The sequence below is a fragment of the Variovorax sp. 10N412 genome (assembly GCF_056394985.1).
Genome location: NZ_JBFTIO010000002.1, coordinates 302,639 through 318,607 on the forward strand (window position 1 = coordinate 302,639; position 15,969 = coordinate 318,607).

Below are 15,969 nucleotides of genomic sequence, written 5' to 3' on the forward strand. Positions count from 1 at the left end.
GCACCGGGCGTTTCGTCTGGCAGTACGATCCAAAGGTTTTACTTTCAAGCCTGCAAAGGAGCCTCGATGGCTGGACATTCCCAAACCTCGCCGCGTGGCACGACTTCTCTGGACCACACCCTCAAAAAGACCGAGCAGGTGGCCGCCGACGTGCAGCGCGCCTCGGACAATCTGGCCGTCGTGAACACGGTGCTCGAACAGGAACTGCCCGAAGAGGTGCAGGTCGGCGAAGTGGCGCAGGCCATCGAACACACGAGCCAGCTCGAGGAAAAACTGGCCAAGTCCGCTGCGAAGCTTGCCGAGGTCAATGCCGCGTTGAGCGAGGAGATCGAAAAGCGCCTGGAAGCAACGGCCGAGCGAGACGAAAGCCTGGCACTGGCCGAAAAGCTCAAGGCAAAGCTCCGCGCCCAGAGCTCCAACTGACCCAGGCGGCGCAACCGGCTCCCTGCGTCCGTATCCTTTCTCCTACGCGGCGGCGGCGTCCGGCACGCTACGCTATTGGTTCTCACAGCGAAACCACGGCATGGCCCTCATCACGTTCCTCGTCGAGGACAACAAGACCATCAGGGACAACCTGGTCCCGGCACTCGAGGATCTGGTCAATGGCCATGTGGTCGGCTTCGCCGAAACCGAAACCGAAGCGCTGGCCTGGCTCGACGCCCATCCCGACGACTGGCAACTGCTCATCGTCGACCTGTTCCTTAAGGAAGGCTCCGGCCTGGGCGTGCTGGCGGGCTGCACGACACGCAAGCCGACACAGCGCGTCGTGGTGCTCAGCAACTACGTCACGGTAGACATTCGCGCGCGCTGTGCTGCGCTCGGTGCCGATGCGGTCTTCGACAAGTCCCGCGACCTCGACGCCTTCATCGAGTATTGCAACAACGACCGGCCCTCCGGCCTCGCCCCGCTCTGAACGGCTGTCGCGACAGGCATGAAAAAAGGGCCCGAAGGCCCTTTTCTTTTTTGGCGAAAGCCGCCGATCAGCGCACCACGGCGATCTGCGTGCGCACGCCGCCCTTGTAGGTGTACAGCGTCAGCGCGCCGTTCTTGATGTCGCCCTTTTCGTCAAAGGCGATCGGGCCGGTCACGCCCTTGTACTGCACCTTGCCGACTTCAGGCAGGTACTTTACGGGGTCGGACGAACCGGCCTTGACCATGGCTTCGGCCAGCACGTTGACCGCGTCGTACACGTAAGGTGCATAGATCTGCACTTCCACGCCGTTCTTGGTCTTGAACTTGGCCTTGAAGTCTTCCAGCGGCTGCTTGAAGTCGCCGTCGACACCGCCGGCTTCAGCGCACACCACCATGTCTTCGCCGATGGCATCGCCAGCCAGCTTCGGCAGTTCGCCGGTGCACAGGCCGTCGCCGCCCATGAACTTGACGTTCAGGCCGAGTTGCTTGACCTGCTTGAGCATCGGGCCGCCGACAGCGTCCATGCCGCCGAAGAACAGCACGTCGGGCTTGGTGGCCTTGAGCTTGGTCAGGATGGCGTTGAAGTCGGTCGACTTGTCGGTGGTGAACTCGTGGCCCACGATGGTGGCGCCAGCAGCCTTGGCCGCCTTCTCGAACTCTTCGGCAACGCCTTGGCCGTAAGCGGTACGGTCGTCGATCACGGCAATGTTCTTGCCCTTGAGCGTATCGACCGCGTACTTGCCCAGCGTGCCGCCGAGTTGCGTGTCGTCAGCCACCACGCGGAACGTGGTCTTGAAGCCTTGACGCGTGTACTTCGGGTTCGTGGCCGAAGGCGAGATCTGCGGAATGCCAGCGTCGCTGTAGAGCTTGGAGGCGGGAATGGTCGTACCCGAGTTCAGGTGACCGACCACGCCGTTGACCTTCTCGTCCACGAGCTTCTGTGCCACTGCGGTGCCTTGCTTCGGGTCACCGGCATCGTCTTCTGCGACCAGTTCGAACTTGGCGGTCTTGTCGCCAATCTTGATGCCCTTGGCATTCAGGTCTTCGATCGCCATCTTGGCGCCCATTTCGTTGTCCTTGCCCAGGTGGGCAATAGGACCGCTGGTAGGTGCCACGTGACCGATCTTCACAAGCAGTGTTTCTCCGGCAGGTGCGGGCGCAGCTGCAGCCGGGGCCGCGGCGGCCGGCGCTGCAGCAGGTGCAGCCGCCTCTTCTTTCTTGCCGCAAGCCACGAGCGTGATTGCAGCCAGTGCGACCGCTGTCCATTTCAATTGCATGAGAACCTCCAGAACTTGGATAAAGAATAAAAAAACCGGTCGTGTGATCCGGGCGCGCAAACCTCGCAAGTTCCGCGCCGCAGGCCAGTGGCACCCTCACGCCGTTGCGACCTGCGGCGCAGTTTAGCTGAGGATTTATGCGCCGGAAGCTGGCGTAGACCCTGTGTTTTCCGAGAGTTCGGCGGCCATTGCTTCGATCACCAATGCACGCAAAACGGCCTCGATTTCATTGCGCAACCGCGGCACCATGGCATCGAGCTGATGCTGAATGGCCGCGGACACCGTGTCGCTCAGACGCTCTTCCAGCGACAGGTCGACGCGCTGCAGTACGCGGTGCAGCAGCTGCTCTTCGAGGCTGACGATTTCAGCCTGCGTCAGTTGCGCCGCGGGCGGCAATGCCATGGCGCTCGCCGCGTCGGGGGGTGGTGCCAGCTCTGCCTGTGGCGCGGGGCTCGCGGGCTCCGCGGGAATCTCGAGCACCGTGGTCAGCGTGGGAACGAACCGGGGCGGCGTGCGCAGCGTGCTGGCCATGTCAGGAACTCCTTGCGAAGTCGTGCGGCTGAATGGTGTAGCCGCGGTCGGCATAGTGACGCCAGCGCGAACGGCCGACCTGGCGGTCGTGCGTCTCGTCGCTCACGATGTCGATCATGCGCTCGTAGCGCTCGAAGCCCGCAGGCACGTCGAGCCCAAGGTTCACCAGCATCTCGCGGTGCGGCAGCGACGCCGAGTCGGCGCCCTCCACGGACAGCACGACGGGCGAACGCGCCACCACATGGGCCGGCGCATCGCCGCGGCAGTGCGCCACGAAATCCACCGGCGAGAGCTGCCAGAGCGCGGCGTCCACCGCGTCGAGCGTGTGCGCATCGCCCACCACCACCACGCGCAGGCCGCGCGCATTGACGGCCTTGCGAACCAGCCGGCAGGCGTAGTTCAGCTTGTCCGGCGCGTTGTAGTGAAAGCCGATTTCCGTCACGTTGCCGACCGGGCCTTTCGCGCCGGGGCCTTGACGGGCTTGACCGCCTTTGCCTTGGCCAGTACCTCGGAGCTGCCCGCGCGGGTCGTCAGGTACGACACCAGCAGGCCCACCGGCCGGCCGGTCGAGCCCTTGGCCGTTCCGCTCTTCCAGGCCGTGCCAGCGATGTCCAGGTGCGCCCAGGCGAAGTCGCCGGCAAAACGCTGAAGGAACTTGGCCGCGGTGATGGCACCGCCGGCGCGTCCGGCAATGTTGGCCACGTCGGCGAAGTTGCTCTTCAGGCCTTCCGCATAGTCGTCGTCCAGCGGCAGGCGCCAGCAACGGTCTTGCGAGGCTTCGCCGGCCGCCTCCAGTGCGGCGGCCAGTGTGTCGTCGCTCGAGAACAGGCCGCTGCGCACGCCGCCCAGTGCGACCACGCAGGCGCCCGTGAGCGTGGCGATGTCGATGACGGCGGCGGGTTCGAAGCGCTTGGCATAGGTCAGCGCGTCGCACAGGACCAGGCGGCCCTCCGCGTCGGTGTTGAGCACCTCGATGGTCTGGCCGCTCATGCTGGTGACCACGTCGCCGGGCTTGAGCGCGCGGCCGTCGTTCATGTTCTCGCAAGAGGGAATGAGGCCGACGACGTTGATGGCGGGCTGAATGTCGCCGAGCGCGCGGAACGTGCCCAGCACGCTCGCGGCACCGCACATGTCGAACTTCATCTCGTCCATCTCGGCGGCCGGCTTGAGCGAGACGCCGCCGGTGTCGAAGGTGATGCCCTTGCCGACCAGCACCACGGGCGCCTGGTCCTTCGGCGCCCCGTGGTAGCGCAGCACGATGAAGCGCAGCGGTTCGGCCGACCCCTGGGCCACGGCGGCGAACGAGCCCATGCCGAGCTTCTCGACTTCCTTGGGCCCCAGCACTTCGCATTTGATGTTCGGCAGCTTGGCCAGGCCCTTGGCGGCCTCGCCCAGCAGCGTGGGCGTGGCATGGTTCGCGGGCCGGTTGCCCCATTCCTTGGCCAGCTCGATGCCGTTGACAACGGCGCGGGCGTCGTTGAAGGCTCTGTCCACGGCGGGCGAATCGGCCACGCCGAGGGTCATGTTGCGGATGGTGCGCGGCTCGGCCTTCGATTTGGTGGTCGTGTAGACGTAACTCGCATCGGCCGCGGCGGTCACGGCGCAAGCCACGGCGGCACCGTCCGCGGGCTGAGCGAACACCACGACCACCCGCTTCGGTGCATGGGCCTTGGCGGCGCTGACCGCGGCAAGCACGCCGCTGCGGACCGCCGCAGGCTTGCCGTCGCCGATGGCGGCAAGCACCACACGGGAGGCCACGACATCTTCCGGCCGGTAGAGCGCCAGCAGCTTGCCGGCCTTGTCAGGCAGGTCGCCGGCCTTGCGGGCACTGGCGGCCAGCACGGAAAGCGGGTCCTTGGCGGTAAGGGGAGCGCTGCCGACGAGCACGATCAGGACATCGGATTTCTCGGCTGCAGCCTGGGCGACGGTGAGGGTCTTGAGTTGAAAGTCCATAATCCTTTTTTTCCTCGAACGATGTTATTCCATTCTTCCCTACGCAAGGAGCTGTCCCGCAGCTTCGGAGCAACCCTCGTGGTCCTGGTCACCATCGTGATGACCATGATGCTCATCCGTACCCTGGGGCTCGCCTCCAAGGGCAGTGTGAACCCGCAGGAAGTGTTCCTGGTCATGGCCTACACGGTGCTCGGCTACATGCCGACCATCTTGAGCCTGAGCCTGTTCATCGCCATCGTCGGCACCCTCTCGCGCATGTACCGCGACAGCGAAATGGTGATCTGGTTCTCCAGCGGGCGCGGGCTCATGGACTTCGTGAAGCCGCTGTTCCGCTTTGCCTGGCCGGTGCTGATCCTGATCTCGGTGATGGCACTGGTGGGCTGGCCCTGGGCCAATTCGCAGACCATCGGCATGCGCCAGCAGTACGAGCAGCGCAGCGACATCGAGCGCGTGTCGCCGGGCGAGTTCCGCGAGTCGGCAGGGCGCGTGCGGGTGTTCTTCATCGACAAGGACACACCGGACAACTCCAAGGCCACCAACGTCTTCATCTGGTCGATCGAGCGCAACCTGCAGATCACCACCTCGGCGCGCAGCGGCAGCATCGAGAACATCGGTAACTCTCGCTACCTGCTGCTCAACAACGGCCAGCGGCTGGAGCAGCCGATGGCCAACACCGGCCTGAAGATCAGCGAATTCAAGACCTATGGCACCCGTGCCGGCGGCGACAGCGGCGCGGTGAACGACGCCACGCCGCCACGCGCCCGCACCACCCTGGCGCTGCTGGCCGACCCGGGCAACCCCAGCCGCGGTGAGCTGGCCTGGCGCATCGGCATGCTGCTGACCGCCGTCAACTTCGTGCTGCTGGCGCTGAACGTGTCCAGCGCCAACCCGCGCGTGGGGCGCAGCGGCAACCTGCTGCTGGCCCTGTTCGCCTTCGTCATCTACTACAACATGCTCAACATCGGGCAGAGCTGGATCAGCTCCGGTCGCTTCAGCATGGCCGGCTTCATGGTGATGCTGCATGGCAGCGTGCTGGTACTCAACCTCGCGTGGCTGAGCGTGCGCCAGAACAACTGGGGCCTGCGCACGCGGCGAACCCGCGCCCCCGCAGTGCTCACACCCAAGATCGAACCCACGACGTGAAAACGATAAGACGCCTGATCTACGTGGAGGTGCTGAAGTCCGTTGCGTTCGTGACGCTCGGCTTTCTGAGCCTCTTCTTCTTTTTCGACTTCGTCGACGAGCTGCAGTCCATCGGCAAGCCGGACAGCCTGAACTACGGGCCCGTGCAGGCGCTGATCTACGTGACCCTGCTGATACCGAGCCACCTGTACGAGCTGCTGCCTATCACCGTGCTGATCGGCTCCATCTTCGTCATGGCACGGCTCGCGCAGAGTTCGGAATACACCATTCTTCGTACCAGCGGCCTGGGCCCTTGGCGTGCGCTGCGCACCCTGCTGCTGCTGGGCATCGGCTTCGTGATCCTGACCTTTGCCGTCGGCGACTATGTCGCGCCCGCCTCCGAGCGCACGGCCCAGCTGCTCAAGGCCAAATACCAGGGCATCTATTCCCTGGCCGGCAACACCGGGGCCTGGCTCAAGGAAAAGCGCGGCAACGTGTCGTACGCGGTGAACGTCCTGTCCATCGACCGCAAGGGCGCGCTGAAGAGCCCGCGCATCTTCGAGTTCGACGCCAACGGCTACATCAGCAACCAGATCGTGGCGGGTTCGGCCGTCATCGGCGACGACGGGCACTGGATGCTTACCAACGTGGAAGAGCAGCAGTTCGACACGGGCACTTCAGCCAACCAGGCCCGCATCGTCAAGACCCAGAAGGCGCAGCTGAACTGGCCCACCTCGCTGACGGGCGAGATGGTGTCCGTTGCCCTGCTGCGCCCGGACCGCATGAGCACGATCGACCTGTTCGACTACATCCGCCACCTCGACGCCAACGGCCAGACCGCGCAACGCTACGAGATCGAGTTCTGGCGCAAGGTGTTCTACCCGCTCTCGTGCCTGGTGATGGTGGTGCTCGCCCTGCCCTTTGCCTACCTGCATTTCCGTCAGGCCGGCATCACGACCTACGTGTTCGGCGGCGTGATGATCGGCATCAGCTTCTTCCTGCTGAACAATGTGTTCGGCTACCTCGGCAACCTGAGCAACTGGTCACCCTGGCTCACCGCGGCGGCGCCGGGGATGATCTATTCGGTGATGTCGCTCACTGCCTTCAGCTGGCTGGTGTTGCGACGATGACGACCACCACACGCAGTCAGGCGCAGGGCATCGTCCTGCTGGCGCACGGTTCGCGCGACGAGCGCTGGCGCGAGCCGATCGAAGCCGTGGCCGCTCGCATCACCGGCCGTGCACCCGACGCGCTCGTGACCTGCGCCTACATGGAACTGGCGACGCCCGACCTTCCCACGGCGGCGGCGGCCCTGATCACCGCCGGTGCGCGCGCCATCCGCGTGGTCCCACTGTTCCTCGGCATGGGCAAGCATGCGCGCGAAGACCTGCCGCACCAGCTGGAAGCACTGCGCCAGACATGGCCCCACATCGACATCTCGCTCGCCCGCATCGTGGGCGAGGAGCCCGAGCTGGTCGACCTGCTGGCCCGAATCGCCATCAAATCCTGAACATTCGGCCATTTCGATAGATTAAGAAGGCATAATGAATTCCGTAATAAGACGGAATTTGATATGAATCTGCATCAGTTCAAGTTTGTCCAGGAAGCCGTGCGGCGCAACCTGAACCTCACCGAGGCGGCCAAGGCGCTCCACACCTCGCAGCCCGGTGTCTCCAAGGCCATCATCGAGCTCGAGGAAGAACTGGGCGTTGAAATCTTCGCGCGCCATGGCAAGCGCCTGAAGCGCGTGACCGAGCCGGGCCAGCACGTCATCGCCAGCATCGAGCTGATCATGCGCGAGGTGGGCAATCTCAAGCGCATCGGCGAGCAGTTCAGCGCCCAGGACAGCGGCACCCTCTCCATTGCCACCACGCACACCCAGGCGCGCTACGTGCTGCCGGTGCCCGTGGCGAACCTGCGCGAGGCGTACCCCAAGGTCAACGTGAGCCTGCATCAGGGCTCGCCCGACCAGGTGGCGCGCATGGTGATCGACGAAATCGCCGAGATCGGTATCGCCACCGAGTCGCTGGACGGCTACGCCGAACTCGTGACCCTGCCCTGCTATGAATGGCAGCACGTGCTGGTACTTCCCAAAGACCACCCGCTGGCCGCCAAGGAGCGCATTTCGCTCGACGACCTGGCGCTCGAGCCGATCATCACCTACCACCCGTCGTTCACCGGCCGCACGCGCATCGACCACGCCTTCGCGCAGAAGAAGTTGTCGCCGCGCATCGCGCTCGAAGCCATCGACTCCGACGTGATCAAGACCTATGTGCGCCTGGGCCTGGGTGTGGGCATCGTGGCCGAGATGGCCGTGCGAGACGAGTCGAACGCCGACCTCGTGGTGCGCCCCATGGGCCATGTGTTCGGCCAGAATATCGCGCGGGTCGCGTTCAAGCGCAGCGCCTATCTGCGCAACTTCGTCTTCAAGTTCGCCGAGCTGCTCTCCGACCGCCTCGACCGCAACCTGATTGCCAAGGCCCTGAGCGGCCACCAACAAGACTACGAGCTATGAGCACAGTTCACGCCCCGCGCACGCCGGCCATCGGCACCAAGCTGCCCTCTGTGGGCACCACCATCTTCACGGTCATGTCGACCCTGGCGGCCGAGAAGAACGCGGTCAACCTCGGCCAGGGCTTTCCGGATTTCAACTGCGATCCGAAGCTGCTCGAAGACGTCACGGCCGCCATGGCCGCGGGCCACAACCAGTACCCGCCGATGCCGGGCATTCCGGCATTGCGCGACGCCATCGCCGCCAAGATTTCCGCGCTCTACGGACACCGCTACAGCGCCGCCACCGAAATCACCGTGACCGCGGGCGCCACGCAGGCCATCATCACGGCCATCCTTGCCGTGGTGCGCGCAGGCGACGAGGTGATCGTGCTGGAGCCCTGCTACGACAGCTACGTGCCCAACATCGAGCTGGCCGGCGGCAGCGTGGTGCGCGTGCCGCTCACGCCGGGCACCTTCCGGCCTGATTTCGACAAGATCGCCGCCGCGCTCACGCCGCGCACGCGCGCCATCATCATCAACACGCCGCACAACCCGAGCGCCACGGTCTGGACCGAGGCTGAGCTGCGCAAGCTCGAAGAGTTGCTGGCCCCCACCGACGTGTTCGTGATCAGCGACGAGGTGTACGAGCACATGGTCTACGACGGCGCCCGCCACGAAAGCGTGGCGCGGTTCCCGGGTCTGGCGGCGCGCAGCTTCATCGTGAGCAGCTTCGGCAAGACCTACCATGTCACCGGCTGGAAGGTCGGTTTCGTGGCCGCGCCGGCTCCGCTGATGGCCGAGTTCCGCAAGGTGCACCAGTTCAACGTGTTCACCGTGAACACGCCGATGCAGCACGCGCTCGCGCAGTACATGGCGCAGCCAGAGCCCTACCTCGAGCTGCCGGCCTTCTACCAGCGCAAACGCGACCTGTTCGCCGCCGGCCTGGCCGAGAAGACCCGCTTCAAGCTGCTGCGCAGCGAGGGCAGCTACTTCCAGTGCGTGGACATCTCGGGGGTCAGCGCCCTGTCGGAAGCCGACTTCTGCCTCTGGCTCACGGGCGAGATCGGCGTGGCGGCCATTCCGCTATCGGCTTTCTACGGCAACGGTTTCGACCAGCGCGTCGTGCGCTTCTGCTTCGCCAAGAAAGACGAAACGCTGCACGCGGCGCTGGAGCGGCTGGCACGCCTTTGACGCGAGCGCCGGGGGCACGCGGCTGGCACACCGACGCCCTCGGTAGGACGTTCACTGACCACCGAAGGAGCGGCTATCCGGCGATCCGTTCGGCGGGGCGGGGCGAGCATCAAGGCTCATCACAACAACCGCCCTGGAGAAACCATGTCGCTCTCATTCATTCTGCTGATCGTCCTGATCCTGATACTGATCGGCGCGCTGCCGAGCTGGGGGTACAGCCGGTCCTGGGGCTACGGACCCAGTGGCGGCGTCGGCCTGATCGTCGTCATCGTCATCATCCTGGTGCTCATGGGCCGCATATAGTCCCGGCCGGTCACCCATGAAAAAGCCCGCTTTCGCGGGCTTTTTTTCGTTTGCGCGCCGGTGCGCGGCTCAGGCCTGCAGCTGCGCCCAGGCCTTGTCCAGCCGCTTTACGCTCACCGGCTGCGGTGTGCGCAGCTCCTGCGCGAAGAAGCTCACGCGCAACTCCTCCAGCAGCCAGCGGAACTCGAGCATCCGGTCGTCCACCACGCCCTTGCGCTCGGCCACCAGGCGCCAGTAGCGCTGGTCCTGCGGCTTCAGCTCGGCCAGCTTGGCGGCGTCGCGCGCGGGGTCGGCGCGCAGCTTGTCGAGCCGCAGCACGATGGCCTTCAGGTAGCGCGCAAAGTGCTGCAGCTGCGACCACGGTGCATCGGCGATGAAGCGCTTGCCGACCAGGCGCTGCAACTGCTGCGCGGCGTCCTGCACGGCGTCGGGCTGGATCCTGGTGTCCTTGATCTTGCGCGCGGCGGCGGCGTACTCCACCAGGATGGTCGACGCGAGCCGCGCCACCTCGTTGGCAATCAGCGTGAGACGCCCTCGGCCCTCCTCCAGCCTCTTCTTGAAGGCGAACTCGTCGCTCGGCAGCGGCTCCTGCAGAAAGGCGCGGTCGATCGCCACATCGATGATCTGCGTGCGCAGTTCCTCCGACGTGCCCAGCGGCATGTAGGCCACCGACATCTTCTGCAGGTCGGGGATGTTCTTCTCGAGGTACTTGAGCGCGTCCTTCAGTTGCAGCGCGAACAGCCGGCGCAGGCCGGCACGGTGCTTCGTGGCAGCCACGGCGGGCTCGTCGAACACCTCGATGGTCACCGCGTCGCCTTCGTCGCGCAGCGCCGGGAAGCCGATGAGCGACTGCGAACCGCGGCGCACTTCCATCAGTTCGGGCAGTTCGCCGAAGGTCCAGCCGGTGTAGCGCTGGCCGGCCGGCAGCGCGGTCGCTGCGGGTGGTTGCGCGTTCCTCGCGGGCTGCACCGAAAGGTCGTCCGATTCGGCCGCCTTTTTCTGCGGCGACGCCTTCACGTTCAACCCCGCCAGTGCCTGGAAGGCGCCACGCGCCTGCGCGCCCAACTCGGCCTTCAGCGCGCCAAGATTGCGCCCCATGCCCAACTGGCGCCCATGCTCGTCGACCACGCGCAGGTTCATGAACAGGTGCGGCGGCAGCATGTCGAGCTTGAAGTCGGCGCGCTTCACGTCGATGCTGGTCATGTCGCGCACGCGCTTGAGCAGCACGTCGGTCAGAGAACCCGTGCCGAACAGCTCGGGCGCCGACAGTTCTTCCGCCAGCTTCGAGGCCGACTCCGGCAGCGGCACCAGCCGCGAACGCGGGCGTTGCGGCAGGCTCTTGAGCAGCGCCTGGATCTTGTCCTTGAGCATGCCCGTCACCAGCCACTCGCAGCGCTCTTCGTTGACCTGGTTGAGCACGAACAGCGGCACGCTCGCCGTGAGTCCGTCCTTGGCGTCGCCCGGCTCGTGCAGGTAGGTTGCGGCGCAGTCCACGCCGCCCAGGCGCAGCGTGGGCGGGAACGACTGCGTCGTGATGCCGGCCGCCTGGTGGCGCATCAGTTCGTCGCGCGTGAGGAACAGCAGGCGCGGCTGCTCCCTGGAGGCGTGGCGGTACCAGTTCTCGAACGTGATGCCGCTGGCTACATCGGCGGGCAACTGCGCGTCGTAGAAGGCGAAGATCAGCTCGTCGTCGACCAGCACGTCCTGCCGGCGCGCCTTGTGCTCCAGCCCTTCGACCTCGCGCACCAGCTTGCGGTTGGCCGTGAGAAACGGGAACTTGCTTTCCCATTGCCCGCCGACCAGCGCTTCGCGGATGAAGATCTCGCGCGCCGCAACCGGGTCGACCTTGGTGAAGTCGACACGGCGCCCGCTGTACACCACCAGGCCGTACAGCGTGGCGCGCTCCAGCGCAGAGACCTGCGCCCCCTTCTTCTCCCAGTGCGGATCGAGCAACTGCTTCTTCAGCAGGTGCCCGGCCACCTGTTCCAGCCACTGCGGCTCGATGTTGGCCACGCCGCGCCCGAAAAGCCGCGTGGTCTCGACCAGTTCGGCCGCCACGATCCAGCGGCCGGGCTTCTTCTTCAAGTGGGCGCCGGGGTGCTTGTAGAACTTGATGCCGCGCGCGCCGAGATAGGCCTCGTCGTCCTCGAGCTTCCAGCCGACGTTGCCCAGCAGGCCGGCCAGCATCGACAGGTGCAGCGGCTCGTAGCCCGCGGGCTCCGCGTTGATGCGCCACTTGTGCTCGGTCACCACCGTGAGCAGCTGCGAATGAATGTCGCGCCACTCCCGCACGCGGCGGATGTTGATGAAGTTCTGCCGCAGCAGCTGCTCGTACTGCCGGTTGCTGAGCTTGTGCGTGTCGCCATGTCCGCCGCGCGCGTCGGCGATCCACTTCCACAGCCGCAGGTAGCCGCTGAACTCGCTTTTTTCGTCGTCGAACTTCGAATGCGCCTGGTCGGCCTGCTGCTGCGCTTCCATGGGGCGGTCGCGCACGTCCTGCACGCTCAGGGCCGACGCAATGACGAGCACTTCCTCGAGCGCACCGCGCGAGCGGGCTTCCAGGATCATTCGCCCCACGCGCGGATCGAGCGGCAGCCTGGCCAGCTCGCCGCCCATCGGCGTGAGCTCGTTGGCGTCGTCGACCGCGCCAAGCTCGTTCAGCAACTGGTAACCGTCGGCAATGGCGCGCGGCGACGGCGCTTCCAGGAACGGAAAGCGCGACACGTCGCCCAGGCGCAGCGACTTCATCCGCAGGATCACGCCTGCCAGCGACGACCGCAGGATTTCCGGATCGGTGAAGCGCGGGCGGCCTTCGAAATCTTTCTGGTCGTACAGCCGGATGCAGATGCCGTCCGCCACGCGCCCGCAGCGCCCGGCGCGCTGGTTGGCCGCGGCCTGGCTGATGGGCTCGACCATCAGCTGCTCGACCTTGCTGCGGAAGCTGTAGCGCTTGACGCGCGCGGTGCCGGTGTCGATGACGTACCGCGTGCCCGGCACGGTGAGCGAGGTTTCGGCCACGTTGGTGGCCAGCACGATGCGCCGGCCGGTGTGGCTGTCGAAGATGCGGTCCTGCTCGGGGCCCGACAGCCGCGCGAACAGCGGCAGCACTTCGGCGTTGCGAAACAGCGGCTGGTTGCTCAGGTGGCGGCGCAGGTGGTCGGCCGCCTCGCGGATCTCGCGCTCGCCCGGCAGGAAGATCAGGATGTCGCCCGCGTTGTGCGGGTCGCGCCAGAGCTCGTCGACACCGTCGGCAATGGCGTCGTTCAGGTCGTGCTCGCGCGACTCCTCGAACGGGCGGTAGCGCTGTTCGACCGGAAAGGTACGCCCCGACACGTAGATGATGGGCGCCGGAATCATTGGCCCCCACGCTCCGCGCTGCGCTTCGTCACTGCCCCCCGAGGGGGCCGCCCCCGCCTTGGGGCGGCCCGGCGGCGGGGCGGCCGACGCGAAATGCTGCGCAAAGCGGTCCGCGTCGATGGTGGCCGACGTGACGATCACCTTCAGGTCGGGCCGGCGCGGCAGGATCTCGCGCAGGTAGCCCAGCAGGAAATCGATGTTCAGCGAGCGCTCGTGGGCCTCGTCGATGATGAGCGTGTCGTAGGCCTTCAGCAGCGGGTCGGTCTGCGTCTCGGCCAGCAGGATGCCGTCGGTCATCAGCTTGACCGAGGCGTCGCGGCTCAGGCGGTCCTGGAAGCGCACCTTGAAGCCGACCACGTCGCCCAGCGGCGTCTTTAGTTCCTCGGCAATGCGTTTGGCCACCGAGCTCGCGGCAATGCGGCGCGGCTGCGTGTGGCCGATCAGGCGGCCCTTGCCCGGTTCGGCGTTCAGCTTGCCGCGGCCCAGGGCGAGCGCGATCTTCGGCAGTTGCGTGGTCTTGCCCGAGCCCGTTTCGCCGCAGACGATCACGACCTGGTGCGCCTGGATGGCGGCCATGATCTCGTCGCGCCGGCCCGAGACGGGGAGCGATTCGGGGAATTCGATGCGCAAGGGAGCGGAGGGGGTCGTGGTCGTCAAGGCAAGGCAGTCGTCGGGCTGGCGCGGCGGGCAAACCGTCGATTATCGGTGCCCGGGGCGTTCGGTGCAGAGGGGCGGCAACCGCCTGCGAAACCACGGGGCGCGAGTCAGGCAAACGACGTCTCATGAATGCACAATCACGCCCCATGTCCACCGTCTTCAATTTCACCTTCGTGCCGTGGTTCCGCTCGGTCGCGCCCTACATCCACACGCACCGCGGCAAGACTTTCGTGGTCGGCCTCGCGGGCGAGGCGATCGCGGCGGGCAAGCTGCAGAACATTGCGCAAGACCTGGCGCTGATCCAGAGCATGGGCGTGAAGATCGTGCTGGTGCACGGCTTCCGTCCGCAGGTCAACGAGCAGCTCGCGGCCAAGGGCCACGAGGCGCGCTACTCGCACGGCATCCGCATCACCGACGAGGTGGCGCTCGACTCGGCGCAGGAGGCCGCGGGCCAGTTGCGCTACGAGATCGAGGCGGCCTTCAGCCAGGGCCTGCCGAACACCCCGATGGCCGGCTCCACGGTGCGCGTGATTTCGGGCAACTTCATCACCGCACGCCCCGTGGGCGTGGTCGACGGGGTGGACTTCAAGCATTCGGGCCTGGTGCGCAAGGTCGATTCGGCGGGCATCCGCCGCACGCTCGACTTCGGCGCGATGGTGCTGATGTCGCCCTTCGGCTTCTCGCCCACCGGCGAGGCCTTCAACCTGACGATGGAAGAAGTGGCCACCAGCGTGGCCATCTCGATCCAGGCCGACAAGCTGATCTTCCTCACGGAAATTCCGGGCATCCGCATGGACAGCGAGCTGCCCGAGAGCGAAGACAACCCGATCGACACCGAGCTGCCGCTGGACGCCGCCGAGAAGCTGCTCGCCTCGCTGCCGCCGGCCCAGAAGCCGACCGACACGGCCTTCTACCTGCAGCACTGCGTGAAGGCCTGCAAGGCCGGCGTGGAGCGCAACCACATCCTGCCCTTTGCGCTCGACGGCTCGCTGCTGCTGGAGGTGTACGTGCACGACGGCGTCGGCACCATGGTGATCGACGAGAAGCTCGAAAGCCTGCGCGAAGCCTCGGTGGACGACATCGGCGGCATCCTGCAGCTGATCGAGCCCTTCGAGCGCGACGGCACGCTGGTCAAGCGCGACCGCACCGAGATCGAGCGCGACGTAGGCCACTACACGGTGATCGAGCACGACGGCGTGATCTTCGGCTGCGCGGCGCTCTACCCGTACCCCGAGGCCAAGACCGCCGAGATGGCCGCGCTGACCGTGTCGCCGCTGTCGCAGTCGCAGGGCGACGGCGAACGCATCCTCAAGCGCATCGAGCACCGCGCCAAGTCCATGGGCCTGGAAAGCATCTTCGTGCTCACCACGCGCACCATGCACTGGTTCCTCAAGCGCGGCTTCCAGCAGGTCAACCCCGACTGGCTGCCCGAGGCGCGCAAGCGCAAGTACAACTGGGACCGCAAGAGCCAGGTGCTCGTCAAGAAGATCTGACGCGCCGCTGAAATCCACGAAGGAGACTGCCCCGATGACGCTCGCCACCGCCCTGCTCTTCGCGCTCGTGGCCTTCGCCGCCATCGCCACGCCCGGTCCCACCGTGCTGCTGGCGCTGAGCAACGGCTCGCGCCACGGCGTGCGGCGTGCGTTGCCGGGCATGCTGGGCGCGGTGCTGTCGGACTTCGTGCTGGTCGGGGCCGTCGCACTCGGCCTGGGCGCGCTGCTGGCGGCGTCGGAGTTCTGGTTCTCCATGCTCAAGTGGGTGGGCGCGGCATACCTGGCGTGGCTGGGGCTGCGCATGCTGCGCTCCAGGGGCGGACTGCAACTGCCGGTCGCGGATGCCGCCGCGTCGGTCGCCGCAGGCGAAAGCCGGCGCATCTTCTTCAAGTCCTTCCTGGTGGCGGTGACCAACCCCAAGGGCTACATCTTCTGCTCGGCGCTGCTGCCGCAGTTCATCGACCCGGCGGCCGCGCAGGCGCCGCAGTACCTGGCGATTGCGCTGATCTTCGCTGCGCTCGACATGGCGGTGATGCTGGCCTACGCCTTCGTCGGCGCACGCGCGATCCGGCTGCTGACCGTGTCGGCCACGCGCTGGATCGACCGCGCCTGCGGCGGCATGCTGCTGGCGCTGGCCGGCTCGCTGGCCTTCTACCGGCGCGGCGCGGCCTGAGCGCGCG

Annotated in this window: 15 protein-coding genes; 10 read left to right on the plus strand and 5 right to left on the minus strand. The window is 66.3% G+C overall.

Going from position 1 to position 15,969, the window contains the following annotated elements; genetic code table 11:
• Positions 1–138 precede the first annotated feature (138 nt).
• Positions 139–423, plus strand: a complete 285-nt coding sequence (locus AC1DJH_RS06910) for a hypothetical protein (protein ID WP_478185201.1) — start codon at positions 139–141, stop codon at positions 421–423.
• A gap of 100 nt (positions 424–523) precedes the next feature.
• The gene (locus AC1DJH_RS06915) at positions 524–913 is read left to right on the plus strand and encodes a response regulator (protein WP_478185202.1); all 390 of its coding nucleotides are present in this window, start codon (positions 524–526) and stop codon (positions 911–913) included.
• Between the two features lie 67 nt (positions 914–980).
• On the opposite strand, the gene AC1DJH_RS06920 is transcribed toward AC1DJH_RS06915, so the two are convergent.
• The 4 genes from AC1DJH_RS06920 to AC1DJH_RS06935 form a co-directional block, all read right to left on the minus strand.
• Positions 981–2,189: a branched-chain amino acid ABC transporter substrate-binding protein gene (locus tag AC1DJH_RS06920; protein WP_478185203.1), complete on the minus strand. Its 1,209-nt coding sequence runs from the start codon at positions 2,187–2,189 to the stop codon at positions 981–983.
• Positions 2,190–2,324: 135 nt separating this feature from the next.
• Positions 2,325–2,720 (minus strand): hypothetical protein, encoded by a 396-nt coding sequence (locus AC1DJH_RS06925; RefSeq protein WP_478185204.1) that lies wholly within the window; start codon positions 2,718–2,720, stop codon positions 2,325–2,327.
• Between the two features lies 1 nt (position 2,721).
• Complete coding sequence (locus AC1DJH_RS06930; RefSeq protein WP_472111691.1) at positions 2,722–3,162, minus strand: DNA polymerase III subunit chi; 441 nt, start codon at positions 3,160–3,162, stop codon at positions 2,722–2,724.
• The gene (locus AC1DJH_RS06935) at positions 3,159–4,673 is read right to left on the minus strand and encodes a leucyl aminopeptidase (protein ID WP_478185205.1); all 1,515 of its coding nucleotides are present in this window, start codon (positions 4,671–4,673) and stop codon (positions 3,159–3,161) included. Before AC1DJH_RS06935 ends, AC1DJH_RS06930 begins: the two co-directional genes overlap by 4 nt.
• A 21-nt stretch (positions 4,674–4,694) precedes the next feature.
• On the opposite strand from AC1DJH_RS06935, the gene lptF reads away from it, so the two are divergent.
• The 6 genes from lptF (at position 4,695) to AC1DJH_RS06965 (ending at position 9,782) form a co-directional block, all read left to right on the plus strand.
• A complete protein-coding gene (gene lptF, locus AC1DJH_RS06940; RefSeq protein WP_478185206.1) occupies positions 4,695–5,816 on the plus strand; it encodes an LPS export ABC transporter permease LptF in 1,122 nt (373 codons plus the stop codon).
• Complete coding sequence (lptG, locus tag AC1DJH_RS06945; RefSeq protein ID WP_472111684.1) at positions 5,813–6,925, plus strand: LPS export ABC transporter permease LptG; 1,113 nt, start codon at positions 5,813–5,815, stop codon at positions 6,923–6,925. The genes lptF and lptG overlap by 4 nt, the downstream gene beginning before the upstream one ends.
• Positions 6,922–7,305 (plus strand): sirohydrochlorin chelatase, encoded by a 384-nt coding sequence (locus tag AC1DJH_RS06950; RefSeq protein ID WP_472111681.1) that lies wholly within the window; start codon positions 6,922–6,924, stop codon positions 7,303–7,305. Before lptG ends, AC1DJH_RS06950 begins: the two co-directional genes overlap by 4 nt.
• A gap of 63 nt (positions 7,306–7,368) precedes the next feature.
• Positions 7,369–8,310 (plus strand): CysB family HTH-type transcriptional regulator, encoded by a 942-nt coding sequence (locus tag AC1DJH_RS06955; protein ID WP_435438294.1) that lies wholly within the window; start codon positions 7,369–7,371, stop codon positions 8,308–8,310.
• Positions 8,307–9,479, plus strand: coding sequence for a pyridoxal phosphate-dependent aminotransferase (locus AC1DJH_RS06960; protein ID WP_478185207.1), 1,173 nt, complete (start codon positions 8,307–8,309; stop codon positions 9,477–9,479). The genes AC1DJH_RS06955 and AC1DJH_RS06960 overlap by 4 nt, the downstream gene beginning before the upstream one ends.
• A 144-nt stretch (positions 9,480–9,623) precedes the next feature.
• Entirely contained in the window at positions 9,624–9,782 is a 159-nt protein-coding gene (locus tag AC1DJH_RS06965) for a DUF3309 family protein (protein ID WP_280806883.1), read from the plus strand.
• A gap of 69 nt (positions 9,783–9,851) precedes the next feature.
• Here AC1DJH_RS06965 and hrpA read toward each other — a convergent pair whose 3' ends face one another.
• Complete coding sequence (gene hrpA / locus AC1DJH_RS06970; protein WP_478185486.1) at positions 9,852–13,715, minus strand: ATP-dependent RNA helicase HrpA; 3,864 nt, start codon at positions 13,713–13,715, stop codon at positions 9,852–9,854.
• A gap of 227 nt (positions 13,716–13,942) precedes the next feature.
• Here hrpA and argA point away from each other — a divergent pair, with 227 nt between their 5' ends.
• Both argA and AC1DJH_RS06980 read left to right on the plus strand, forming a co-directional pair.
• The gene (gene argA / locus AC1DJH_RS06975; protein ID WP_116907571.1) at positions 13,943–15,289 is read left to right on the plus strand and encodes an amino-acid N-acetyltransferase; all 1,347 of its coding nucleotides are present in this window, start codon (positions 13,943–13,945) and stop codon (positions 15,287–15,289) included.
• A gap of 34 nt (positions 15,290–15,323) precedes the next feature.
• Positions 15,324–15,962: a LysE family translocator gene (locus AC1DJH_RS06980; RefSeq protein WP_472111675.1), complete on the plus strand. Its 639-nt coding sequence runs from the start codon at positions 15,324–15,326 to the stop codon at positions 15,960–15,962.
• Positions 15,963–15,969: the final 7 nt, after the last annotated feature.